At 57.2% G+C, this 24374-nt stretch carries 17 protein-coding genes and 3 pseudogenes; 7 read left to right on the top strand and 13 right to left on the bottom strand.

What is annotated here, in order from left to right; genetic code table 11:
* Positions 1 to 27 precede the first annotated feature (27 nt).
* The 3 genes and pseudogenes from C725_RS15990 to C725_RS14380 all read left to right on the top strand — a co-directional run bounded on the left by C725_RS15990 (position 28) and on the right by C725_RS14380 (position 3451).
* Positions 28 to 782 (top strand): IS5 family transposase gene (locus C725_RS15990; RefSeq protein ID WP_149864712.1). Its coding sequence is split into 2 segments (ribosomal slippage): positions 28 to 361 and positions 361 to 782, totalling 756 coding nucleotides; the frame shifts between segments, so codons are not numbered across the junction.
* A 57-nt stretch (positions 783 to 839) separates the two neighbouring features.
* A pseudogene (locus C725_RS14385) lies at positions 840 to 1972 on the top strand (IS3 family transposase).
* A gap of 144 nt (positions 1973 to 2116) precedes the next feature.
* Positions 2117 to 3451: a sugar transferase gene (locus C725_RS14380; protein ID WP_008603905.1), complete on the top strand. Its 1335-nt coding sequence runs from the start codon at positions 2117 to 2119 to the stop codon at positions 3449 to 3451.
* A gap of 49 nt (positions 3452 to 3500) precedes the next feature.
* Here C725_RS14380 and C725_RS14375 read toward each other — a convergent pair whose 3' ends face one another.
* The 4 genes from C725_RS14375 to C725_RS14360 form a co-directional block, all read right to left on the bottom strand.
* A complete protein-coding gene (locus C725_RS14375; protein WP_038283621.1) occupies positions 3501 to 3890 on the bottom strand; it encodes a hypothetical protein in 390 nt (129 codons plus the stop codon).
* Positions 3887 to 5053 carry a hypothetical protein gene (locus tag C725_RS14370; protein ID WP_038283619.1) on the bottom strand — a complete coding sequence of 389 codons (1167 nt, stop codon included), beginning with the start codon at positions 5051 to 5053 and terminating at the stop codon, positions 3887 to 3889. The genes C725_RS14375 and C725_RS14370 overlap by 4 nt, the downstream gene beginning before the upstream one ends.
* Positions 5054 to 5148: 95 nt before the next feature.
* Positions 5149 to 7350 (bottom strand): GumC family protein, encoded by a 2202-nt coding sequence (locus C725_RS14365; protein WP_008603902.1) that lies wholly within the window; start codon positions 7348 to 7350, stop codon positions 5149 to 5151.
* An 11-nt stretch (positions 7351 to 7361) separates the two neighbouring features.
* A complete protein-coding gene (locus C725_RS14360; protein WP_243442766.1) occupies positions 7362 to 8117 on the bottom strand; it encodes a polysaccharide biosynthesis/export family protein in 756 nt (251 codons plus the stop codon).
* A 233-nt stretch (positions 8118 to 8350) separates the two neighbouring features.
* On the opposite strand from C725_RS14360, the gene C725_RS14355 reads away from it, so the two are divergent.
* Positions 8351 to 10021 carry a right-handed parallel beta-helix repeat-containing protein gene (locus tag C725_RS14355; RefSeq protein ID WP_008603900.1) on the top strand — a complete coding sequence of 557 codons (1671 nt, stop codon included), beginning with the start codon at positions 8351 to 8353 and terminating at the stop codon, positions 10019 to 10021.
* Between the two features lie 105 nt (positions 10022 to 10126).
* The gene (locus C725_RS14350; protein ID WP_008603899.1) at positions 10127 to 11830 is read left to right on the top strand and encodes an asparagine synthase-related protein; all 1704 of its coding nucleotides are present in this window, start codon (positions 10127 to 10129) and stop codon (positions 11828 to 11830) included.
* A gap of 65 nt (positions 11831 to 11895) precedes the next feature.
* On the opposite strand, the pseudogene C725_RS16975 reads toward C725_RS14350, so the two are convergent.
* From C725_RS16975 to C725_RS14320, 7 genes and pseudogenes are all read right to left on the bottom strand, one after another.
* Positions 11896 to 12769 (bottom strand): annotated as a pseudogene (locus C725_RS16975) (transposase).
* 313 nt (positions 12770 to 13082) lie between these two features.
* A complete protein-coding gene (locus tag C725_RS16875; protein ID WP_008603898.1) occupies positions 13083 to 14213 on the bottom strand; it encodes a glycosyltransferase family 4 protein in 1131 nt (376 codons plus the stop codon).
* A gap of 361 nt (positions 14214 to 14574) precedes the next feature.
* On the bottom strand, positions 14575 to 15579 hold the full coding sequence (locus tag C725_RS14340) for a hypothetical protein (protein ID WP_149864711.1): 1005 nt from the start codon (positions 15577 to 15579) through the stop codon (positions 14575 to 14577).
* A complete protein-coding gene (locus C725_RS15985) occupies positions 15576 to 16733 on the bottom strand; it encodes a glycosyltransferase (protein WP_276324534.1) in 1158 nt (385 codons plus the stop codon). The genes C725_RS14340 and C725_RS15985 overlap by 4 nt, the downstream gene beginning before the upstream one ends.
* The gene (locus tag C725_RS14330) at positions 16652 to 17680 is read right to left on the bottom strand and encodes an ATP-grasp domain-containing protein (protein ID WP_008603896.1); all 1029 of its coding nucleotides are present in this window, start codon (positions 17678 to 17680) and stop codon (positions 16652 to 16654) included. The genes C725_RS15985 and C725_RS14330 overlap by 82 nt, the downstream gene beginning before the upstream one ends.
* A complete protein-coding gene (locus C725_RS15980) occupies positions 17658 to 18869 on the bottom strand; it encodes a CapA family protein (protein WP_078056321.1) in 1212 nt (403 codons plus the stop codon). The genes C725_RS14330 and C725_RS15980 overlap by 23 nt, the downstream gene beginning before the upstream one ends.
* Positions 18859 to 20151, bottom strand: coding sequence for an oligosaccharide flippase family protein (locus C725_RS14320; RefSeq protein WP_160165734.1), 1293 nt, complete (start codon positions 20149 to 20151; stop codon positions 18859 to 18861). The genes C725_RS15980 and C725_RS14320 overlap by 11 nt, the downstream gene beginning before the upstream one ends.
* Before the next feature lie 526 nt (positions 20152 to 20677).
* Here C725_RS14320 and C725_RS15975 point away from each other — a divergent pair.
* Positions 20678 to 21874 carry a glycosyltransferase family 4 protein gene (locus C725_RS15975; protein WP_078056319.1) on the top strand — a complete coding sequence of 399 codons (1197 nt, stop codon included), beginning with the start codon at positions 20678 to 20680 and terminating at the stop codon, positions 21872 to 21874.
* Here the strand turns inward: C725_RS15975 and C725_RS14315 are convergent.
* Entirely contained in the window at positions 21840 to 22310 is a 471-nt protein-coding gene (locus tag C725_RS14315) for a hypothetical protein (protein WP_038283606.1), read from the bottom strand. The two genes, C725_RS15975 and C725_RS14315, sit on opposite strands and share 35 nt — an antisense overlap.
* Positions 22311 to 22391: 81 nt before the next feature.
* Here C725_RS14315 and C725_RS14310 point away from each other — a divergent pair, with 81 nt between their 5' ends.
* Positions 22392 to 23783 (top strand): O-antigen ligase family protein, encoded by a 1392-nt coding sequence (locus C725_RS14310; RefSeq protein ID WP_008603891.1) that lies wholly within the window; start codon positions 22392 to 22394, stop codon positions 23781 to 23783.
* Positions 23784 to 23845: 62 nt separating this feature from the next.
* Here the strand turns inward: C725_RS14310 and C725_RS16755 are convergent.
* Positions 23846 to 24374, bottom strand: a pseudogene (locus C725_RS16755) (IS5 family transposase); the annotation flags it as partial.

The raw sequence follows: 24374 nt of genomic DNA, 5'->3' as shown, positions 1-24374 counted from the left end.
CAACGGGAGTGCGAGGAGGCGCTGCCGGTGAGTGATTTGTGGATGTTGAGCGAGGCGCAGATGCGCCGGATCGAGCCGTTTTTTCCGCTGTCACATGGGATTCCTCGGGTCGATGACGGGCGGATCGTCAGCGGGATCATTTTCGTGATCCGCAATGGTCTGCGCAGGCGGGACGCGCCGACCGGCTACGGGCCGCACAAGACGATCTACAACCGGTTCATCCGCTGGAGCCGGCTTGGCGTGTTCAACAAGATATTCGCTGCGCTGGCCGCCAAAGGCGGCAGGCCCGACCAGCTGATGATCGATGCAACTCACCTCAAGGCACACCGCACCGCTGCCAGCTTGCTCAAAAAGGGGCTGTTTCCCGCCGTATCGGACGCACCAAGGGTGGCCTGAACTCCAAGCTTCACGCCGTCTGCGACGATCACGGGCGCCCGCTGATCATGGCGCTCAGCGAAGGGCAGATGAGCGATTACAAAGGGGCTGCCTTGATGCTTGATGCGCTGCCCAGGGCCAAAACCCTGCTCGGCGATCGAGGTTATGACGCAGACTGGTTCCGCGCTGCTTTGGCCGATCGCAAGATCTCTGCCTGCATCCCCTCCAGGGCGAACCGGCGTGTGCCGATCCCGCACCACGCTGCCCTCTACCGCCAGCGCCACAAGATCGAGATCATGTTTGGCCGTCTCAAGGATTGGCGCCGCATCCACACCCGCTACGACAGATGCGCACACACCTCCTTCTCGGCCATCTGCATCGCCGCCACCGTCATCTTCTGGCTGTGATCAATCAGTCCTGAGCCTAGACGCCTTCTATCCTAATTTTGAGGGCAGGAGACGACGATGGGGAAGTCCAATTTCAGCGATGAATTCAAGCGCGATGCGGTGCGCAAATCACTGAGCGTGGGTATCCGGTAGCGGAGGTTTCTGAGCGGCTCCGTGTCAGTCAGCATTCGCTGTATGCTTGGAAGCGGCAACTGGCGAAGGTGGTATCTGGCGACGCAGGCAAGGATGCGGAGATACGTCAGCTGAAGCGTGAACTGGTCCGGGTGACCGAGGAGCGCGACATCCAAAAAAAGCCACTGCGTATTTCGCCAGGGATGTAAAGTGAGATACGCGTTCGTTGCCGAGCATCGTGACCAGTTCCGGGTTCGGTCGATGTGTCGATGCCTGCGCATCCAGCCTAGCGGTTTCTATGCTTGCCAGAAAAGCCCGTTGAGCCAGCGGGCCCGAGAAGATGCTCGGCAAACAGAGTTGATCCGGCAGGCCTGGAACGACAGCGGCAAGGTCTATGGCTACCGTGAGCTACACGACGACCTGCTGGATCAGGGCGAGACCTGCTGCCCGAACCGGGTTGCGCGGTTGACCAGGCTGGCTGGTATCAAGGCGCAGGTCGGCTACAAGCGTCGCCCCGGGAACTATGGTGGCAAGCCATCCCTGCGATCGATAACACGCTGGATCGCCAGTTCGACGTCGCTGCCCCTGATCGGGCGTGGGTGACGGACATCACCTACATCGCACTCTGGAAGGCTTTGCCTATCTGGCTGTCGTGATCGATCTCTATTCCCGCCGCGTGGTGGGTTGGTCGATGCAGAGCAGGCAGACCACCGATGTGGTGCTGCAGGCGCTGCACATAACGGTATGGCGGCGCAAGCCGAAGCAGCGGGTGCTGATCCACTCGGATCAAGGCTCGCAGTTCACCAGCATGGACTGGCTTCATCCGCGCTCACAATCTTGAGCACTCGATGAGCCGGCGCGGCAACTGTCACGACAACGCCGTCGTTGAGAGCTTCTTCTCGTCGCTCAAGCGTGAACGTATCCGTCGCCGCACCTACAAAACACGGGAAGAAGCCCGGCAGGACATGTTCGACTACATCGAGATATTCTACAACCCGGTGCGCAGGCAGGTCAGGAACGGTATGCTGTCACCCGTCCAGTTCGAACGACAGCAGATTTTGAAAGCGGAAGGCGTCTAGAAAACTAGGGGCTACTCACGTCCTCAACGCTCGACCTTGCGAGGACGCTCGGCTATTGCAGCGGACGGTCATGCGTTCGCATTCCAAGGCGAGCCATGTTTTGCTGAATACTCAAAGGTCCCCAAAGGCCGGACTTTCACATTCATGACGATTTCAGACGCAGAGTTCACACAGCGGAATTTAGCCGTTCCGCTTTCCCATGACGTGACGGGCACCAGCCTCAGCCGCCAGCACTGGCTGCAAAGCCTTCGCTTTCAGGTGCCGGTCATGGCTCTCCTCGTCCCGCTGCTGCAGCTGGCAACGCTTTATCTCGTCTCGGGTGAGATCACGGACAGCCCAGCCTTCTGGGTTTCCATCTGCGCGACCCAGATCGCGAACCTGGTCGCCGCGTCTTCGTTCCGCTCGATAAAACGTGTCCCGGGAACCCGAAAGCTGGGGTTTATCCTTCCCACCGTCACCGCCTGCTATGGCGTGCTGATCCTGATCGCCTTTGCGTTCCGGATCCCCTACAGTGTCTGGCTTGTGGGCGTGGGCTATGGCAGCGCCCTCACCCTGATGTGGGTGTTCAGCAGCCGGGTCCGCGCCGCGCCGCGCGGCGGACTTCACATGATCATGAGCGATCAGACAGCGGAACTGATGAACGACCTGCCGCAACTGCCGTTCACCATACTCGAAACGCCCAGAAGCCTGGCGGCACTGTCGAAGGGCGCGGTCATCGTCGATCTGCGAGAAGATCTGCCGTCCGACTGGGAACGCGAAATCGCCCGCGCGGTCCTCCGCGGAATTCCGGTCTACCACGTAAAGCAGGCCTATGAATCGCTGACCGGCAAGGTGCGCTTCGACCATCTGTCCGAAAATCACTTCGGCAGCCTCGTGCCTTCTCTCAGCTATCTGGCAGTGAAGCGGGTCATCGACGTCGTCGTCTCGGTCGCCGCGCTTGCGCTGCTTGCGCTTCCCATGTTGATGATCGCGGCGCTGATCCGCCTAACGTCTCCCGGGCCGGCCGTGTTCAAGCATGTTCGCGTCGGTTACCGTGGCGAACGCTTCAGAACCTACAAGTTCCGGACAATGAAGCAGGTGGAACAGAACGACGACGACCTGGATTCGCAGATCACCCGTGATGCCGATCCCCGCGTGACGAATATCGGGCGTTTTCTGCGGGATAGCAGGCTGGACGAGCTGCCCCAGTTGATCAATGTCGTCTTCGGGCAAATGAGTTTAATCGGGCCGCGGCCAGAGGCGCAGGCCCTCTCGGCCTGGTACTATGAACGGCTCGATTTCTACGAGTATCGGCACGTCGTGCGCCCTGGCATTACGGGATGGGCGCAGATCAATCAGGGCCACGTCACAAGTATCGAAGACATTTTCCACAAGACGCAATATGATTTCTATTACATCAAGAACCTGTCGCCGTCTTTGGACTTCCTGATCGCCCTGAAGACATTAGAGATCATGTTCTCGCGCCGCGGAGCGCGCTAGCAGCTCGCCCCCTCCCACGACGGGAACACGAACAGCCACGTCGGTGCGTCTAACGCGGAACCTCACGCTCCTGCCGTGTTCGCGCTCCGGCGGCGACAAATGCACCTGTTGCGCTGGAGGCTTCCTCGTAGGTCCTGTCGATGCGGTTCTCAATGCGACTTTCGATGCGGTTCGAGATCCGATTGTTGATCCGCGCCATGGGCTCCGTGTTGGCTGGCGTATTGGCAACGGTCTGCCGCTCACCTAGCTCCCCTGCGACGCTTTGCGAGGTGCGGCCAAGTTGTTCCAGGCCATTCGGCTGCACAGCACCCTTCTCCGACGATTCGGCATCACGCTGCTGGCCAAGCGCCGGAGCGCCTAGCGCCAGCGCGCCGGACGCCAAACCGGTCCATATGAAGCGCCGCCATGAAAACGAGTCAGAATTGCGAATGTCGTTCATTCGTTCACCGGCACCAACTCGGCATCGCGGATTTGTCCGGATACGCCCGAAACCCGGTCCGAAGCCCTTGCTACCAACGAAAGGAGCTGAACCGGACAGTTTGCCGGCACGTCGAACCGTCCCGAAAAGGTTCCGCTCTCAGTTGCCGAGTTCGGGAGATCGATCCGACCGAGTTCCCGGCCATCGTTACACGCCAAAGTCCAATAGGGGTGCGACCGTGCCGGTTGGTCAACGCCGCTGCTATGCCCGTTCAGTCGGTAGGCGCCCGGGGGCAGCAGCTGGGCCTGCCGCACGATCGTCGCACGCGTACTCGGGGGTACGCTGAAATCGAGCAAACCGCCCCCGGCCTCCGGGAGGATACCCACGGACAAGCCGGCGGCGTTGCCCGGTCTCCAATCGAACGGCGCCGGTGCTGCGGCATCAAGTTCGAAATCGGCATCTCGGGAATGGTCACGGCGAACACCGGATCGAAACGACCGGTAATAAGCCCACGCGCGCTCACCAAGCCCTGCATCCATCAAACCTCGTACCACCGCTGCACGATCTGCATCGTGAACCGGCAGGCCTGCGGCCTCGACTTCGTCCAAGAATGTCGCAACGACCTGCGGGTCCAGTTTCCTGGAGGGGACGTAGCGAATGAATCGCCGCGCCCAGTCAGACTGATCCGAGAGGATCGTCATGAGGGGGCGGCGCACAAGCGGCTCAGCGACCGCGGAAGCCAAAATCGGAAAAAAGATAGTCCGGGCCTTCTCGGAGGTACGCATCGCCACGTCGTAGTTGTGAAGCGCCCCATCAATGTCCCCCCGGGCCACGGCGGCTTCGATGTTCCACATCTGCGGCGGCAGTTCTCTCCGCGAAAGCGTCACCGCATAGTCGAAAACCTGATTGGCGCGCGCGTCCTGCGATCGCAGTTGCGCTTGTACCCCGAGCACGTTCAGAGCCTGAGTGGCCGTCGCGTTCTTCATCAAAGCCCGCTCGGCCAAACGGGCCTGGCGCGAATCCGGCGCGGGATCCGGCGCGGCCGAAAACTCATCCCATGCGAGCTCGGCGAGGATGCGCCCATCGTGCGGTGCAAGTAATGCTGCCGTCTTCGGGTCGCTTTGCGCAACAACGTTCGCAAGTGCGTGTGCAACGCTTACATACCCCCCCGCGAGGAGTCCCAACGCAAGCGCCGTTCTGCCCAGCCACTCGCGACGTGATCGGGCTGCAGAATGGCGCCTGGACCCGGTGCGGCGAGATCGAGGGCCGCGCACAGGCATCAGGCTAGCTCACCTTCCCGATCCTCGCGTCCGTAGCCATAGCCATATTCATAACCATATCCGTAAAAAGATTTACGAGCCTCGAACTTCGTCAAAACGCAGCCTAGCAAGCGCACATTGGCACCCAGCAGACGGTTCAGCGCCGTCTTCACGTGGGTAGAACGTGTGCCATGCGCCTCGACGGCATAAATGGCACCATCCACCCGGCTGGCAATGAGAAGGGCGTCGGCAAGACCCATGACGGGCGGAGAATCGATCACAACATGATCGTAGGTTTCATGCAGCCGTTCGATCAGCGTCGAGAGCCGATTTCCTGTAAGAAGCTCCGCCGCGTTCGGAGGAATCGGGCCGGCAGACATCGCCGTCAGGCCCAGATCATCCATGTGGAAAATCAGGCTATCAATGTCGTTCTCGCCAGTAAGGAAGTTACTAAGCCCGCGATCATGATCCACCCCCCCAAGCTGATGAACCGAGGGTGAACGCATATCGCCATCGATCAAGATCACCTTTCGCCGCGCGCGTGCAAGTGTCGTGGCCAGCGCGAGCGCCGTGGTCGATTTACCCTCGGCCGGCCTCGTAGACGTCACCGCGAAAGAACGTGGAACTCCATGCTCAGTGGTAAAGCCTAAGCTCGTATAAACTGAAAGATAACCGTCAACGAGTTCCGACTTCGGATCGAGCAACGCTTCTTTGGGCGTGCCTTCCTGAGCCTTCGGCACGGAGCCGAGAAGCGGCAAACCGAGCTTTCGCTTAACCTCCGTCGGATCCGTGAACCCTTCATCAAGCTGCTCGAGGGCGAACGCCATTGCAGCGCCCAAAATCAGTCCGCCCAAGATCGAAACTGCTAGATTGATGAGCAGATTGGGGCTGGAAGGGGCCTGCGGCGTATCGGCCAAATCCACAATTGCGACATTGTTTACGCCAACGCCGCCCGCAACTCCGATCTCTTTAAAGCGCTGCAAAAGACCGTCGTAGAGGGCTTGGTTAGTGTCAACTTCCTGCTGATAGATATTGTACTGAATGGCGCGGCGGCGGAGACCCAAATATTCTTGCTTCAGTTCGTTCACTCGCGCTTCAAGGTTCTGCTCACGCTGCAAGGCCTGACGATACTCTGCCTCGAGAGCACCGGCGACTCGCGCTTCTTCACGATCAATAGCGCGATCAATCTCCTCGATCTGCGACTGAATGGCGGCCGCCGCTGGATAGCCAGGCTCGAAACGCACCATCATCTGACTATATTGCGCTGCCAATTCAGCGCGCTGGGACCGCAGATTGTTGATGGCCATGTTCGTCAGAGCCTGACCAGTAGCCCCTTCGCCGCCCGCCTCTCGAAAGGTGGCCTCGGCGGCAATCCTGTCGGCGGTAGCCGATGTCAGAGCCTGATTAAGGGCCGCGAGTGTATCGACGACGATCGGACGATCAGGAGACCCTTCTGTTTGTCCTGGAAGGTTGATGATTTCCTGCGCCGAAGCGTAACCGACTAGCTGTCTCTGCGATTCGTCTAACCGATCTTTATACTCAGCAAGTTGCTGCTGAAGCTGCTCCCGTCCGTAGGACGTGCTTTGAACCTTTCGTTCGAGATTGGTTTGAATGAAATTCTTCGCCCAAGCATTGGCAACCCGCATCGAAAAGTCAGCATCTGGACTGGTAAAATTGATCTCCACCAGTCTTGAAAGTCGTGCCGGATCCACGCTGAGATTGTCGAGTAGAATTTGTCCCGCCGCGCGTTCCCTCATTGGCCGGCCGGAAGCGGCATACCGGCCGTTGGTAAGCTCAAATGCGGGCGTATCCGGACCTCCGAACATTTCAAAGAACTGCTGGTCGTCCACGAGATTGAGTTCATTAGCTACACGCTCTGCAAGCGTGCGGGAGCGCAGCAGCCCGTACTGCGTTTGATAAAACTCCTGGTCGGCCGCACTGACTTCACGCTCGGCCCCCTGAAAGTTGACCACTTGATCGGCTTCGCGCGAGATCTCGATCGTGGACTTCGCCGTGTAGAGCGGCGTCATCAAAAGCGTAGCGACAATTCCGAGAAGCAGACAAGTCGCCGTCGCGCCGATAATCACCCAGCGCCAGCGGGACGCTATTCGCAGATAATCCTGCAGAACTGACGACGTGTCGCCGTCCTCCTGGGTTGTTGCGCGCAGCGAGCCGCGCGGCGGCACGTATTCAGGAGATCTCAGCTCAGAAAGAATGTTCATGCGGGGGAAATCTATCGAAGGATCGCGACAAGAGGCGAAGCAAGAAGCGGTGAAAGCGAAATTACGTCGCGGAAAAGCCGACGCTGGGGGGAGTCACCCACAACGACCACATCGTTCGCATAGATGGGAGGATCATCATACATGCCGCGTCTAATGGCCGAAATGTCATAGAGGCCGGCCATGTGCTGGCCATCCACCGTCCGCAAAATAACAACATCCTCGCGATCCGCGAACTCCCCCAACCCTCGCGCCGATGCCACCGCCCGCAGTAGTGTCATCTGGTTTGTCACCGGATACAGTCCCGGCTCCTCGACCTCGCCGTCGATGGTCACGACCTGGCTGACGGAACTCAGAATATTGATTGTTACGTCCGGATCGCGGACATAACGCCCGATCAACGCCTGCTCGATATTATCCGCCAGTTCGCTCGCCGTCTTCCCGCCCGCATCCACAGTACCGATAAGCGGCATTGCGATCCGTCCGCTGCCGTCCACCTGCATCTGCCGGCTGAGGTCGGGAACACCAAAAACGTTCACCTCGATCGTGTCGAGGGGGCCGATAAGGGAGATCCTGTCTGGAGCGCCAAGATCGGTGCGATAAGGCGCTGGCAACTCAGACTGCCCCTCCACAACCGTCAAACGGGCATTTGGCTCTATAGGCGCTCGTGTGGCGCAAGCCGCCAAAACCACCGAGGCCGAAAGAACACTGACAAGTCTGAGCATGTTGGGAAGAGGACTATGTCCGAGAAGAAAGGAATACAAAATCATAGTTGCAGTTCACAGCCAGGTAAAGCCATTACATGAAGCCGTCGACCGCCCAATTCGGGCTTTACAACCCTGCGCTAGAGACGGGATTGCGCTGAACAGGAAGGAGCTTGCGCCTAGGGCAATGGCGCCGTTAGGGCAAGTATCTTCCCCGCCAATTCGCGAGATCGAGATTCACGCCGCCCACCCGCTGACCTTGCGAGCCTCTTCCTTATCGCCACGTCGTGAGAACGTTTATGAATGAGCTGACCCGGCGGACCGCCCTCGCCAGCCTTGCCGGTATGGCGGTCACCGCTTACGCCGCTGCAGCAAGGCCATTTCCGAACCACCTGCTGAATGGAGGCGACAACCGCGACCGCAAGCTCGGCTTCAACATCCAGCGCGCCACACTGCGCCCGGCCATGCACGGAATCTTTTCCGGAAACCAGGATCAGCGCGCCGCGCTTCTCGATTTCGTACGAGATGCAGCAAAGGAACGCCGCACCATTGAGTGGGGTGCTCTGGACATCTCATTGGATGTCGTATCGCCGACGAACGGCCGCCGCGGCTTAGTGATTCCTTCCGGTTCACACTGGGTCATGCATCCCGAAATGCGCATCAGAGCGCTGCCAAACGCGTCCTCCCACTATGAAATCCTCAACATCTTGGATGAAGAGGACATCGTTATAGAGGGCAATGGCGCGCGGCTGATCGGCGAGCGCGACACCCACCGCGGCGCCGAAGGAGAATGGGGTTTCGGCCTGTCAGTCCGCGGCGCGCGCAACGTTCTTGTCGAAAACCTGATAGCCGAAGATTGCTGGGGAGATGGCTTCTATATCGGCTCGGGGCGCCGGAAATATAGTCAGGATATTCTGTTCAGAAACACGAAGGCCATCCGTGCTCGCCGCAACGGCCTGTCGCTGATTTCCGTGCGCGGATTCCTGAGCGAGGATCACGAAAGCGCACATACGTTTGGCAGCGCCCCCCAGTGGGGCGTCGATATCGAACCCAATGATCCGCGGGAGTATCTGGAAGACGTCACCTTCAACCGGACACGTACGCGAAACTCGGACGGTATTGGGTTCGGCATTTATCTGGCCGCCCTCACGAGCTCTCCAAACCCCGTCTCCATCAGCCTCGTCGATTGTTCTGACGCAAAAAGCGTCGCCGGATTTTCGGTGACGTCCGCCAGGGACATAGGAGGCCGGATCGATCTGATCCGCGCTCGCTCCGACAAAGCCGGTGAAGCCGGGATTTCAATCCGACGAAAGGCCGTTTCGGGGCCGTTCGTACGCGTCGTTGAGCCCGTCATTACGGACTGGAACAGAAATTCGGTGACGCCGGCTGCGGCTGCTTCAGCCATCAGCATCTTCGCCCCAGGTGGGGACGACGGCTCGGAAGCCTTGGGCGCGGTGGACATTATCGCTCCCGACATTCGGTTGACGAATAAAAACGCCGACGCCAGCGCCGCAATTTTCGTAAAGGATCAGAGGCATACAGATCCTGCACCGCTCGATCATATCCGCATCTTGGATCCAGTCGACCTGGCGGGACTCCGCGTCTTCCTCAGTGCCGAGACCGCCGAGTTCCGGGATAGACATCAAGTCAGCAGAAGATTGCTGCCTGACGTGGACATGATCCTAGAATCTGCAAATAGCTTTGTGCACAATATTGTACAGGTTTCGAAAACCCGCGAATATACACTTGCCGGCACGCAGCCGGTGGGTACGGAACTCGCTTTCGAGATTGCCGGAGGCCGAGGAAGCGGACGAATATGTGTTCCAAAGGGCGAGCAGCTTTCTACCGCGGAGCGCGACCATTTACGAGCCATTTCGTCATCCCAGGACGGGGCCACACTGCGGGTTAGAAAGACGGGCGCCGACACCTGGACCATTCTCGAACAAACAGGCAGCTGGACCATCGAGTAGTAATGATGAATAAAGGGACGTGCGTTAATGTCTTTTGATAAGTGTTCGCAACGGCAACGTGCCCTCGTCATGCGGTTGCAAATGTCCTTGTAGGGTTCTATTTGAATGACCAAGTTAGTTTTTATCTGCGGCCGCGATCGACATGGCGTCACGGAAAAACAATTGCAGGCGCTGACTGGGATTATGGTCCCTGACAATATTCTCCCAAACCGCAGTCACGATTATATGAGCGAGAGGGTCTGCTATTCTCTCGCAAACCCCTCCCAAGATTGTCTCGCGTCCGAAAAGGGCGTGGGTTTGGGGCTATTGTTTTCCGACCAGAAGAATTGGGATGACGTCGGCCAGAGAACGCCGGATGGCAACTTTCTTTTGGCGCGGTGGGATCGCAACAAGCTTGAGATCCTATCTGATGCCGCCGCGTCGCGTACCGGTTGGTACGCGATTACGGACGATCATGTTTTCCTGTCCAGTTCCATGCGAGCCATTGTCGCCTTGCTTGGCAACTTTGAGCTCAATGAAGAGGCCGTCTCTTGGTCGCTGGGAACGGGCTGCCTAGGACCGGATCAAGCTTGGGATCGTCGGATCAGAATGATCCCCCCACAAACGACCCTCCATGTTGATTTCAAAGAATGGACAGTCCAGACTGATACGAAGCCCATTATCTTTTCGGCCCTTCCTTCGGCGGACGCAGCAAAATTGCGTCAGGCGATAACCGGCACACTCTCTAACATTCCGCCAGCGCCGCACCGCGAACTGTCTTTATCGGGGGGAGTAGATAGCCGCGGATTGCTAATGATGATGCCGCACGCCCTCCGTCCAAGCACGTTTTCCATCAGAGCAAAGTCTGAACCGCCAAGGCCCCAAGATGACGCGTCGATCGCCGCGCGCGTGGCTGCCGCAAGCGATGTCACTCACAGCATTGTCGAATTCGATGATCAGAATACGCCCTTGAGTGTTGCGATGGATCGCTTCTGTTCCCTGTCAGAAGGTCGCGTCGATCATTTCAGCGCGGCTGCGGGCGGCTGGACGCAGTGGAAGGCGATGCACGAAAGAGGAACGTCCACAATCCTTCGCGGCGACGAAGGCTTTGGCTGGAGTCACGCCCTTTCGGAGGAACAGGTTCAGATCGAAATCGGCGTCGCTGGTCTCCATCGCCATTTCACGCCCGCGCAAATTGAAGAGTTTGGGCTGCAACTGTATTCTCTGCCTGACACCTTGGTACGTAAGGAGAACGAAACCCTGGAGAACTGGCGAGACCGACTGTATCATCAGCACCGCCTGCCGGTTATTCTGTCGGCGCTTACGGAAGCCAAGGCCGGCTATATCGATGTTATAAACCCCTTTCTCTCACGGCACATTCTAGAGACCGTTCGATCCATGCTAAGCGCGGAGCGAACGGAGAAATCGGCCTTCCGCAAGATGGTGGCTGCCTTGCTGCCATCGGTTCCGTACGCCAGCAAAGCAGCCCATCGGTCGCTCACCACAATTACGAATTCCGAAGAATTCAAAATGATTGCCGGTGACATTCTCGGTTCGCCAACGGCCCAAGAAATTTTCACTGCGCCACTTCTGAGCTACGCAGTTCAGCGGTTAAAAAGGGATTCTAAAACCAAATCCAAACCATGGATGGGCCGCATAGCAAGGCATCTCTTCCCCGCACGCTTTGTAACCAAGCTTCGCGCGGTCAAGCATTCCGGTCATCGCCCATTGAATGCCGGAGTTCTGATTTTTCGAATGGCGATGATCACTAAAGTGGTAGCCACCTTGAAGAAGGACATGCAGCTCCTGAACAGTTCGAGCATGTCATAGCCGCGGGATCAGCCGCAATGCCTGCACGATGCGGACATTGTGTCTAACGTGCCTCCTAAGTTCTTTTAAGGCTTTCCCATGCGTGGATCGTAGCCGCGCGAACTGAGGAGTTCGCACATTCAGCGCGTTGAAAATGACCGACGAGGTTGCCCGTGAGGTTCCAGAACCCCTGAGACGGTGTAATCCTAGCGGCATCGCCCGTGATCTGACGAACATTTTCTTGGTCGCGCTAAAATCCAAGGCCGTAGGGAGGAAGGAAGATCGACGCACGTGAACCGTCCTCGATCCTGCTCGCGCGCGCAGGAGCAGGTGCGGGTCAAGAGGGTCCTCCATAATGAAGACCTCGCTGCGGCGTATCGAGGCAAGAGAGCCGGCTGACACAGTGTTCGCACGAGTCGCCGTCGGATCAACCCGCGAGCGCCATCGGTTCGACCATACCGTAATCCTGAGGCCGGCGGTCAGCGTAGTCACCACTGCGATGGCCATGCGGATATCCCACCCGCAGCCGTTCGCCGTGAGCGCAGCGGCCATGGCTGGGGGTCAGGGTGAGGGATGCGAATCCAGATTGAGTTGCCCGTCGAACCAGTCGGGTCGTCGCCTCAGACATCGATACGGTGCTGCTCGACCGCATGTCCGGTCTTGTTCGCGCGAGATCCCGTGTTGCACGAAAAATGGGTGCAGCGCCGTCAAGCGCTGCACGCGCGAACTCGATCCGCAACTCGTCGAGAGCGATATCCTTGATGTGCTCCCGTCTCCCGAACAATTAGGGCGGTGAACGTCGATCGGCCATGAGCGCGTGCCCCCGCCCTGTAGCCTGGGCGCGATGCTCCCGGTCTCACGGCGGTGCGCGTGCCACCGGATCGCTGTCGCCGACACAAATCCGAACCGCGTCGGCGCCGCCCGGCTGCTGGCTCCAGCATCTACAGCGCTAGATACCAGCGGCGCATGTCTATTGAGAAGAACTGATCCATTGGGTGCGGGCTTCCCTCTCATCCAATAGCGTGAATCGCGCCGCGCCTGGGAATGCTTTATAATTCCGTGTCGGGTCAACACCGTTCTTATATACGCTGGAGATGAATCAGGACGGAATTCTCCACGAACGCTGCCCAAAGTGGCGACAGGGTTCTGGCAAACGAGTTGGAAACCCTCCAAACAATTATGAAAAAGCCAGACTCTAACGATGACTGGTAAAAGTCAGGGAGGCGCATCACTCGCGAACTGCGGTTACCGCCCGCATCAGCAGTTTACGAGTTTAGCCCTCGTCAAACCATGCGTCGTGAAATCTTTTGACCATCTTTTCCATAGGAAAATTCTCCAGCACACGGTGCCGGGCGGCCGCGCGGCGTTTATCCCATCCGGACCCGCCGACCTCCGATAACGCGTTGCGAATCGCTTCGGCGAGGTGGCTTGGACTGCGCGGCGGAACGAGCCAACCTGTATCGCCAATAATATCGGCTGCATCACCAACGTTCGTCGATACACAGGGTGTGCCGCACGCCATCGCCTCAGCAAGCACGTTTGGAAACGCCTCACCCGATGAGGATGACATGACGTGGACATCGAGCGCATTCATCACCGCCGGAATGTCGTTCCTGCGACCAAGTAATCTAATTTCGTCTGTCGTGAGGCCCAACGCCCCCATCTGCGCTCGAATGTCTTCATTGGCGTCGTCGAGGCCCTGACCGACCAACAAACACAAAATCTTAACCCCCGCCGACTTCACCTCACTCAAAGCCTGAAGCAAAGTGCGGTGATCCTTCTGTGGGTCAAAGCGAGCCACGAAGCCGATGGCGACGCTTGCCGCTGGTATTCCGAGGCGTTCACGAATCTCGCGTCGATCGGAGGGATCTGGGGAGAATACGGATAAATCATAGCCGTTTGGGATAACGATCATTTTGCGGTTGTCGTAACCCATTGCTCCGTGGACTTGGCGAGACCGCTCCGCACAGCAAGCAATTTTCCTGGGAACCACCCCCGAAAGAAGCGCGCAGAGCCGCGCAACCGCAATCGTTCGGTCGCTACTCTCACCTTGGACAAGTTCGGTATGCCGAATACCCCAAACAACATTCCCGATCCCAGCGAGCCTCGCGCTCAACCCACCGAGGAGGTCAGCGTGGTACATCCAAGTCTGCACCGCCGCCGGGCGTATTTCGCGAATTAGCCGCCATAACCGAAACAAGCCGGCTGCTGTTATATTGCCGCGCGGCATGCCAAGCGTGTCTACGGAGGTGCCGATCGATCTTAGCCGAGAGCCGTATATGCCAAGATCGGTCAGAGAAATTACGTGATGCTGACACCGCGTGTCAGTCTTACAAAGTCGATAAAGAGCGCCTTCGGCGCCACCGACCTGTAAGCCGCTAATTACATGCAGAACACGTCGCATAATCCTTCCAACCTCACTCGGTTTGCTCTTCGATAGAATGTTTGTTGACGGCTCCAAAGGCCAACGCAGCCGGAGAAGAGCGTAGTCTATAATTGGGTATGGCCAGAACCAACGGAGATAAGCCTGAGCAAGCCCGCCGCGCGCTACCCCGACTCCAAGCGTCCAGGCAACTGCAATCCAAACAAACGAATTTGCATGAAGCCCAATCGCCGCGGGTCGATATTCGTTGAATGGGAACAGAATGCTACTCTAGTCCCGGCCCTTTACAGGCTCCACCCGGATCCTTCGGTACTGCAGATCATGCAGGAGCACGCTCTTATGTCTGCGTCAGGTCACCTAAATCAAACCCTATGAAGCTAAATTACCAAATTCCGAAACCGAACCAAGGCTCGCCCAGGCGCATCCAGTAACCGGTGGCGGTAAACAGAAAGAACGCTCCCAAGAAGGCATTTCGACGCCATCCCCAAAGAGACAACCCGGCCAGAAAAACGAGAAACATACCGCTTTCAAAAATTCGACCAGACAGGGGTGTCAGGAAATATACCGCCAGATAAAATGCTAAGACCGAGAACGAAAACATGTTCTTCTCAAGAAAGCCCTCCCCCGCTGACAAAAATAATAGAAATATTACTCCCCAAAAAGCAAAACCGATACCGCTAATATCTAGTTCCGCTTCATTATAAACGTAAACCTGCCTCGCACCCACCTCGCCGGCTAAAATCTCAATCGTTGCTCCAATTATCATAAATCCAAATAATAGAGAAACTAGTTGCATGCGCGGTGAAAGTCTAGCTAACTTCAGCGCCCACACGCCAAGGCCGATTACGCAAATAAATACGAAGGATGCGTGTATAAGGCAAGCAACGCCCATTAGCAGGACACGTTTCCATTGGGTGGTCGCCAAATATCCGAGCATGAACACGCTTAATCCAACGCCTTGGCGAAGGTGAATAATATGGTTTTTAATAACCTGCGGCGACAGCAAGAAGGTAATCATCCATAGTGCGTGCCGCGGGTCGCGCCTCAGGAGCTGCCAAGACACCAAAAATGCAGGAACGAAAATAAACACCCGGACGACATTGTCCGGGTACATGATCTGCCTGAGAGCGGTGTTCAGAAACAGCCACAGCGGTTCGTTTGCTATAGTAGCAAGCAGCCCGCCCGCGCTATACCGCTCAAAGATGATGTCGCTATAGGCGGCATATGTCAGGTAATTTGCACGATCCTTGAACAACTCCAAAGGAAGCTGAGTAAGGAAAACTGCGTAGAAGATGGAAAACGCGAGAGGAAAGATGCGTAGCAAAATTCCTCTGGGGCGACCCGGCTCCGCGCCTTTTTCAAGGTTCTGATAATAAGCAGTCGTCACGTGAGAAGTGTCTCATAATCTTTGGCGATTTTCGATTCTCGGAAGTTTTGCAACATCGCTGAGACGTCTCGGCCCTTGGGAACATGAAGAGCCTCCCTCAAAGCCTCTGCGAATGCATCCACGTCACCTACGGGCACCAACCGCCCCCATTTCCCTCCCTCTAGGATCTCGTGAGGACCGGTGGGGCAGTCTGTGCTGACGACAGGCACCCCGCAAGCCAGGGCTTGGACCAGACTGTTCGGAAACCCCTCATGCCGCGACGACATGGCGTAGGCAGTGCAAGCCCCCATCCAGCCGAACGGGTTCGGTTGAAAACCAGGTAGAATAACGCTGCTCGCCAAACCGCTCGAGGCGATATGCTGCTCCAGCGCGCCACGCAAGCTGCCCTCGCCCAAGATAACAAGACGGACGGGCGATTCCGACCTGATCTTAGCAAAAGCGTCCAGCAGGAGAAAATAGTCTTTCTGTTCTTCCAACCGGCCCACCGCAAGAATGACCGGTGGTTCCCCCTCCGCAAGCCAAGGGTGGGGCGGCCGGCATGCTGAAAGAGCCACGATCTTGTCGATATCGACCGGATTGGGAATCGAGATCACTTGATGTGACGGCACGCCGACATCTGCTATAAGCTGCTGGGCGATTCCCCGAGACACGGCGACCACCCAGTCGGCGAACGGATAAAGGCGACGCATGGCATGACGCGTCAAACGTCCGGGCCTGCGGCGATTGAGGCTGTTGCGTTCGCTGACGATGAGACGCGTACCGGTTCGGGCCGCAGCTCTCGCCAGGATAGCAAGGAGATTGGCATGATAAAGCGCAGACAAAAGCGATGCAGGTCGCGCGCGTCTCAAATAACGTACGAGCGGCCAGAAGCTGCTAAGTACCCTTTGACAGCCGAGATCTACGATGTTTACCGCGGCCGAGACTTCGGCCATGTATGGCCCCTCAGCCTTGACCAACACCAGATCCACACGGTGGCCCTTGGCTGCGAAAGCATTTGCCAGGGTCACCATGACTCGTTCCGCCCCACCCCCTCGCAGTGAGGGGAGATAGATCGCGATGTGACGGTTCCCAATCAAGGAATATGATCCTTTTTCAGGTGGGAGATAACGTCCTCGATCATGAAATATTCGGGTCGAAAGTCGCCTTCGTGCCACCGAAGATCCGCATCCCAAAAGCCGGGGCACGCGGTGTATCCCGCTAGCGAAAACGCGTAACTGATCTCAACAATCTTCCAGTCATTTCCGCTGCGGACGAAATCGTAGGCACAGCACTGGGACCCGATCGCCTTCGTCACGTCGAACGCGATCCGAAGACAATCCCGGGGGATTTCACGGGGGTCATGGATGATGAGGCCACTGCCCGACGCACGGAAGTCGCCTTTACGCACCATCCTCTTTATCGCGAACGCCCGCTCGCCAATCACGACAACGCGAATGTCATGGTCGTTTTCGGGTACGAAATCCTGGAAATAGACGTAGTTTCTGTCCGTGCTTTGGTTTCGGTATTTTTCGTGCGGACGCACCGCGCGTGCAATGCCGCGCGCTATGCCGAGAAAACTGCGCGAAGATGGAGCTCTGCGAAACGCCCACACCCGCTCGTCCAGCGCGTGCAGGCGCGAGGCACGCCACCCGCTTCGAAAGGAACGCTTGATAATGCGAAGAGCGTTCTGTGTCGTGGTAACCAGCTTTACGTTTCTGGAGCCGGCGCCGCCCCGTAACTTCCAGACCAGAGGAACACCCGAATTCCGCAACCATTCCGTAGCGGATTTCTCGTCGTAGAAAACATGGCTCGGAATCAGCGGCGCGCCTACGGCCTCCAAAAGATATTTCTGTCCGACCTTGTCGTCGTAATGCCAACACGTGGCACGACTGGGGAAGACGACAAGACCCCTCGTCTCCAGCGAATAGACGAGTTGCCGGGCAAACAGCGCCGCCCGGTAATCATGATGCTGCCAATGCCAAAGGAGAGCCCGGCATCCTTGAAGTTGCTCAACAATATCGCTCGAGAAACAATCCACTGCACGGAAGGCGATATCGTTCTTCGAACAATACTCGACCCATCCGGCGGCAAACGGACCACTATCGGTGTGAATGGCCAGCATGAGGTTCCTTTATGCTCGGATCAGCTCGCCCAGCATTGTCCATACCGCTTAACGCGGCCAAAACCACCTCTCGATGAGAGTCACACTGCAACATGTTGAGTCTCAGGAGTTTTCGAGAAGAAGGCATTATCATATTGCGGAAAAGCGGTAGCTTAGAAATACGTCTCATTCCCCGAAAACGAACCGGCGAAAAGAGATCTATCATCGCCTGCCACTGTCTTCGCCGGACAAATTGGTGCCACTCCGCCATCCATCTTTCGTGCCGTTCCAGAATCGCTCTTCGATCTTCGATACGTGTGATGAATTCAGCTTTTTCATCGCCACTCAATAAATGCAAACCTCCTTCCGCGGCAGATTGCCGATAGGGGACTATCTCGAGGTTCACGCCAACATCGCCGGCACAACTAAAGCGCAATTTTATGCGCGCCAGGTATCCTTCACACCACTCCTTTGGCGGCTGCTTGTGGTCAAAGATGAGATTCCCAAGGCTGTAGACAATCGGCTTTCCTCGGTAAATCTCATACGGACCCGGCACATGCGGGTGATGTCCGATGACCGCATCGGCCCCCATATCGACCAGAAATTGGCATAGCTTTCGAAAGCCGGGGCGCGGAAAAGGAAAGTACTCATTTCCGCCGTGCACACAAACGAGAACAGCGTCCGCGGTGCGACGTTCCTGCAAAAGCAGCGGGGCCATACGAAGAGGTTCAAGAAGCGCCGCCCCCGCCTCCCCATCTTCTGAGACATTGAATTCTCGTTCAGCAAATGAAAATATCGACACCTGCCTGCCAGCAAGGTGCAGACGTACTGGAGCTTCTGCGGAAGAACGATCAAGTCCAGCACCACTATACCGAATACCGTATTTATCAAGCGCCGCCAACGTTTGCGAAAGCCCCTCTCTCCCGTGATCGAAGATATGATTGTTCGCCAAGCAGACGCCACCAAAACCTGCTTCGGAAAGCGAGACCAAGGATTCCGGCAGCGCTCGTATTGTCGGACCTGACTTTATGATCGCGTTCGACGACTCGCATACAGGTGTTTCAAGATTAGCCATAGTAAAATCGCTAATCTTTATCAGGTCTATCAGGTCGTTGAAAATTCCGCCCCCTGCGGATTTCGACAAGGACTCGTAAGCCCCGGCGAGCGCCACATCTCCACCGAACAAAATATTTGCCGAGTCAGTAGCCATTACTCGCTTTCGTATTCATATCAAATCTATAAGTGGAGTATGAGAAAACTGCCAGACTTAGTACAATCATACCTGCGCTACTGATTGAGAACCAGGCAACTGCTGTTCTGGCATCAGCTGATGTCCAAGCAGCCGCGAGAACCGACAGGACGCGTATCCCCAGTAGGGCCACGTTAAAAAGGAGGGACAATCCCTGTCTTCCTATGACAGCAACGATCCGCGACGTTGGCACGTTCACTATCATCAGGGAAATCCAGATCGCCATCCACTGCGCATAATGCCCAGCCTCTCTCCATTCCTCACCAAATATAAAAGCAAAGATGTCGGGCGAAAACCAAGACACACCAATTATGATCGGCGCCAGGGAGAGGAGATACAGCGTCGATTTAAGAAGCATGCCCCAGAGTTCGCTGCCGGACCGAGAAAGTTCGGCGAAACGAGCATAGAGTACATTCCCGATCGCAGCGTTGATAAGATTTGCCGGGAGATTCAGAACACTACGGGTGAGCGCATACAGGCCCGCAGCCGTTGGCGAATACAGTGCAGCCAGCATAATTACCGGTACCGACTGCGAAGCAGAGTTCAAGACATCGGTCGGCATACGGAAAAGAGGGAAATCCCGATGCTTGGATAACAGCCTGAAAACTTCCTCCTTGCCCAGGGCGCCGCGGCTTTCCGGATATCCTTTGATCCTCAGGTTGAGGAGGCCTGCCTGAACCGCAGGAGCCACGGACGTGACGGCCACCAGAACGCCCGCGATCGGCGCGGCGAGACCACCAAGGACCCGCGCAAGATTCGCGAGAAAGGCCTGAACAACAGTGACCACCCCAACCAGCCTGAACTGTCCACGGCGCGCCGCCGTATAACCCGCGACATCTTGTGCCGCCACGCAGAGCAGCGCGAGTGGAAGGAACCAGATCAGCGGTCCTAAAGCCTCTGCACCCAGAAGGACGGAAATAGGCTCGGCGGCCAGTAAGAGCAGTACGGTCAACCCAGCCGAAAGCGCGAAGCCCATGCGCATTGCAAGCCGCCGAAGATGCCAAGCGTCGCTGTCGTTGTCTGCCACGATGATCGCAAGCGGATAGCGCAGGGCGACCACGGGGCTTAAAATGCTTACCAGCGCCAGAAAGACTCCCTGAATGCCAAATATTTCAGGACCGTAAATACGGGTGATCAGTGGCGAGAATGCAAAGGCGACGGCTTGTCCGGCCGCTGTACCGGTGGCCACCGCAAGGATGTTGCGAGAGAGCGTGGAGCTCCGAAGATGACGAACGATCTTCAAATTGCTAGCGTAGAACGTCGTTGACGACCGCCTCCGCGGGCGGCGGCGCACAAGCCTTGTCGACAAGCATTGAAACGATTGGAACCTTCAGCAAGGGAGGGGATCACGCTCATGCCGACCAACATCGCATTCGAAGTGCTCAGCAGCGCCGCTCTAACAGCTATGATCTTGGGCCGCTATACGGCATGATCGGTGGTCGAACGTTATGCCAGATGCGAGTATCTCGCTCCGCGCGCCGTTTTCACGCCGTGTAGTGCGGCTGAGTCTCCTTTTGCTAGACGCCCGCTCACTCGTAGCGTGCATATTCAACGACAGGGCAGATCAGCAGGGGCCCCGCCGCCGGTGCAAAGCAGGGCCCGAGCACAGATGGCTGCTTGCGGAGCTGCCTCGCAATTCAGGATGCTGGTAATTTGACCGCCTGAACCCTTAAATCACCCTTCTTCGCCAGTTCAATGTCAGAGCACCGGCTCCGGTCACCTCCGGACCGCTTTATGCCATGAAGCTCCCCTTCATGTAGAAGGCTCCCATGGGGTTGAAGCGGTGCCGACTGGGAATTGAGCCCCAGGCCAACAGATCAAAGGTAAAGGTTATTCCACATATACTCGTAACAGCGAATGCCAGCTGGAATATCTGGAACTTTCGCACACGCATTATCCAAGCTCTATTGGATGATGGTCACGAAGTAACAATAGCTGCTCCAGTGGATGAGAGCACAATTAAACTCAATAACATTGGCTGTCGGTTCGTTCCATTGCCGATGGATGTCAGGGGATTAAACCCAATAACTGACGCCGCCCTGGTCAAAAGATTCGTTCGTGTACTCAAGTCGAACACGCCAGACGTCGTATTAAGCTACACGATAAAGAATAATGTTTTTGTCTCCATAGCAGGGAGAATACTAAATATTCCTGTTATTCCTAATGTTACAGGATTGGGCACAGCCTTTCTATCTAATTTTATGCTCCACTCGTTGGCTACGAGGTTGTATAGAGTTGCTTTTTCTAAGCATGATACGGTGTTTTTCCAAAACACAGACGATAGAAATCTTTTCATTGATCGCTCGATGATAAGATCGGATCAAGCAACCGTACTGCCTGGGTCTGGTATCAATCTCGACAAATATGCTTTCGCCGACTACCCGACTAGAGGTCCGATCACTTTCTTGATGATCTCTAGGTTGATCAGAGATAAGGGCGTTTTCGAGTTCGTCGAAGCCGCGAAGTCTGGACCCTATCCGAGTGAAGTAAGGTTTCGGCTTCTGGGGCCTTTAGACGCCAAAAATAGATCCGCCATAGACTCAAAGATAGTTAGACAATGGGTTGCTGACGGTATCATAGAGTATTTAGGAAACGCAGCAGATGTTCGCCCATTTATCGCGGACGCACATTGCATCGTACTACCTTCCTACCGGGAAGGAGCGCCGAGAACGCTGCTTGAAGCTGCAGCGATGGGACGACCAGTCATTACGACAGACGTGCCGGGATGTCGATCTGTGTTGGACCCGGGGCTTTCAGGACTTTTATGCGAGGCGCGAAGCAGCGCCAGCTTAAGCCAAGCAATGGCTTCTTTCCTTTCTCATACAAGAGAACAGAGAGCAGCCATGGGAAAAGCGGGTCGCGACAAAATGGAGCGCGAGTTCGACGAGGAGATTATCGTCCAACACTATCGAGCCGCCATCGAACGGGCGCTCATGCCTCGTCTTGCAAGGCTTGAAGGCAGCTGACGGCAATGCGGACACTTTCGCTCTCGTCACGATGTTCGTCCGCAGTTTTTTCAAGATCGCTGCCAATTTCTTCTGTCCCCTTACCCTCTCCCTCGCCAAGGGCTTGTAGCTGGTCAGCAAAGTAGGCTTGTGCCTGCGTGACGGCTTCGCGTTGTTCGTCAGCCAAGCCCGCGGCGTCTTGGACGCGAAGGGCTAGAACATTCATTCCGTGAGTGCAGAGAAGCGCGCGGGCATATTCGCCTTCGGCTCGCTCAACAGTCACGTTGCGGCTGAGCGACAGGGCTTGCGCCGCTCTTTTGCTTTCCTCGCTGAATTCCTGCCGCGCCGACTGAACGCCGCCCTTCGCGTTCTGCGGAACAGAGCGATCGGGAGAGCACCCTGAGAGCGCAGCCGAAATCAAGGCTAAGGAGACGAAGGGGCATCCGGACCTGGGCATGGAATCACACTAAGGCTGATTATCGTTTCGTCCAATACGCAATCCGTCTAGGTGGGGGGCGCTTTGTCTTGGGAAACGTTCATGTTTGATCACAGCACGGTGACGCGGCGGTCGCAGTCGCGGATACCCTTCTTCATGATGTTCGCTGTGCTGATACTATTCTGGTTGAGCGGCGGTGCCTCACGCGGAGATGTAGGGGGCCAAGTGGTCGTTCAGGTCACGACCTGGATGTTTCTTGCGGCGTTCGCCTTATTCTGTCAGCCGCCAGAGTGGCGTTCGCTGCTGCCGGTGGGCGCGTTTCTGTTGACCGTTATCGCGGTTTTGGTCCTGCAACTCGTGCCGCTTCCACCCGAGCTCTGGACCGCCCTGCCTGGGCGGTACGTGATTACAGATGCCGCAATGATCGCCGGTCGGGAGCAGCCATGGCGGCCCCTCTCCATATCGCCGGGAGGTACGTTGAACGCCCTGTCGTCGCTCGCCGTGCCGATCCTCGTTCTGCTGCTGCTCGCAGCCTTGGGACCGCGCAATCACTGGCGTATCGCCGTCCTGCTTCTCGCGCTGATCGCAGCTGCAGCCTTCCTAGGCCTGCTGCAATTTTCAGGAGGCAACTTCGATCATCCGCTCGTCAACGATTCTCCTGGCTCCGTAAGCGCGATCTTCGCTAACCGAAATCATTTCGCGCTCTTCGTGGCGATCGGCTGCCTTTTGGCGCCGGCCTGGGCGTTTCGAGACGAAAAGCGACAGCGTTGGAAGGGGCCGGTGGCCATTGCCCTCCTGCTCCTGTTCGTCCTTATCATCCTGGCGACGGGATCCCGCACCGGAATGCTCGTGGGGCTCCTGGGCGTCGGCCTTGGCCTTCTCAACGTCCGGCGCCCGGCCGCGGCAGAGCTGCGGCGCCTTCCAAAGATCGTGTCCGTCGGCATTATGACCGGCGGGGCCGCCATACTGGTGGCCGCGGTCGTTCTGAGCGTGACGCTGGGCCGCGCGCGTTCGGTGGACCGGGCCTTCACCTTGGAAATCGCAGACGACCTTCGCCGCCAGGCGCTACCAACCGTCCTCGACATGACCACCAGCTATTTCCCATTCGGGTCTGGTTTCGGCACCTTCGATCCCGTTTATCGCATGCACGAACCCGAACACCTTCTCGGCCTCTCTTATTTCAATCATGCCCACAACGACTTCCTGGAGGTCCTGCTGGAGGGCGGTGTCGCCGGACTGCTGCTGGTGATCGTGACGATCGGCTGGTGGCTTTGGAAGAGCGTGGGCGTGTGGCGGTCCGGAAGTTCCGCCGGACTCCTGCCCCGGCTAGGATCGGCAATACTGTTGCTAATCTTCGTCGCAAGCGCGACCGACTATCCTGCACGTACCCCCCTCATTATGGCCATCGTTACGATGGCAGCGGTTTGGCTGAGCGGCCTGCCACGTCCTGCGCGTTCAGGTGAAGACGCAGGTCGTACAGTGCTGAGGAGGTAGCAGTTCGTCCGTCGCCGACATAGCCGTTCTCGATTCGGTTCCCTAGGCTCAGGACTGATTGATCACAGCCAGAAGATGACGGTGGCGGCGATGCAGATGGCCGAGAAGGAGGTGTGTGCGCATCTGTCGTAGCGGGTGTGGATGCGGCGCCAATCCTTGAGACGGCCAAACATGATCTCGATCTTGTGGCGCTGGCGGTAGAGGGCAGCGTGGTGCGGGATCGGCACACGCCGGTTCGCCCTGGAGGGGATGCAGGCAGAGATCTTGCGATCGGCCAAAGCAGCGCGGAACCAGTCTGCGTCATAACCTCAATCGCCGAGCAGGGTTTTGGCCCCGGGCAGCGCATCAAGCATCAAGGCAGCCCCTTTGTAATCGCTCATCTGCCCTTCGCTGAGCGCCATGATCAGCGGGCGCCCGTGATCGTCACAGACGGCGTGAAGCTTGGAGTTCAGGCCACCCTTGGTGCGTCCGATACGACGGGAAACAGCCCCTTTTTGAGCAAGCTGGCAGCGGTGCGGTGTGCCTTGAGGTGAGTTGCATCGATCATCAGCTGGTCGGGCCTGCCGCCTTTGGCGGCCAGCGCAGCGAATA

The sequence above is a fragment of the Pacificimonas flava genome (assembly GCF_000342165.1).
GTDB classification, from domain to species: Bacteria; Pseudomonadota; Alphaproteobacteria; order Sphingomonadales; family Sphingomonadaceae; genus Pacificimonas; species Pacificimonas flava.
This window is presented reverse-complemented; position numbering and strand designations above follow the sequence as displayed.

Bases quoted from the DNA above. Each gene is read 5' to 3' on its own strand.
- C725_RS14380 (WP_008603905.1), top strand. From the start codon at position 2,117: ATGACGATTTCAGACGCAGAGTTCACACAGCGGAATTTAGCCGTTCCG.
- C725_RS14375 (WP_038283621.1), bottom strand. From the start codon at position 3,890: ATGAACGACATTCGCAATTCTGACTCGTTTTCATGGCGGCGCTTCATA.
- C725_RS14365 (WP_008603902.1), bottom strand. From the start codon at position 7,350: ATGAACATTCTTTCTGAGCTGAGATCTCCTGAATACGTGCCGCCGCGC.
- C725_RS14360 (WP_243442766.1), bottom strand. From the start codon at position 8,117: ATGATTTTGTATTCCTTTCTTCTCGGACATAGTCCTCTTCCCAACATG.
- C725_RS14355 (WP_008603900.1), top strand. From the start codon at position 8,351: ATGAATGAGCTGACCCGGCGGACCGCCCTCGCCAGCCTTGCCGGTATG.
- C725_RS14350 (WP_008603899.1), top strand. From the start codon at position 10,127: ATGACCAAGTTAGTTTTTATCTGCGGCCGCGATCGACATGGCGTCACG.
- C725_RS16875 (WP_008603898.1), bottom strand. From the start codon at position 14,213: ATGCGACGTGTTCTGCATGTAATTAGCGGCTTACAGGTCGGTGGCGCC.
- C725_RS14330 (WP_008603896.1), bottom strand. From the start codon at position 17,680: ATGCTGGCCATTCACACCGATAGTGGTCCGTTTGCCGCCGGATGGGTC.
- C725_RS15980 (WP_078056321.1), bottom strand. From the start codon at position 18,869: ATGGCTACTGACTCGGCAAATATTTTGTTCGGTGGAGATGTGGCGCTC.
- C725_RS15975 (WP_078056319.1), top strand. From the start codon at position 20,678: ATGGGGTTGAAGCGGTGCCGACTGGGAATTGAGCCCCAGGCCAACAGA.
- C725_RS14315 (WP_038283606.1), bottom strand. From the start codon at position 22,310: ATGCCCAGGTCCGGATGCCCCTTCGTCTCCTTAGCCTTGATTTCGGCT.
- C725_RS14310 (WP_008603891.1), top strand. From the start codon at position 22,392: ATGTTTGATCACAGCACGGTGACGCGGCGGTCGCAGTCGCGGATACCC.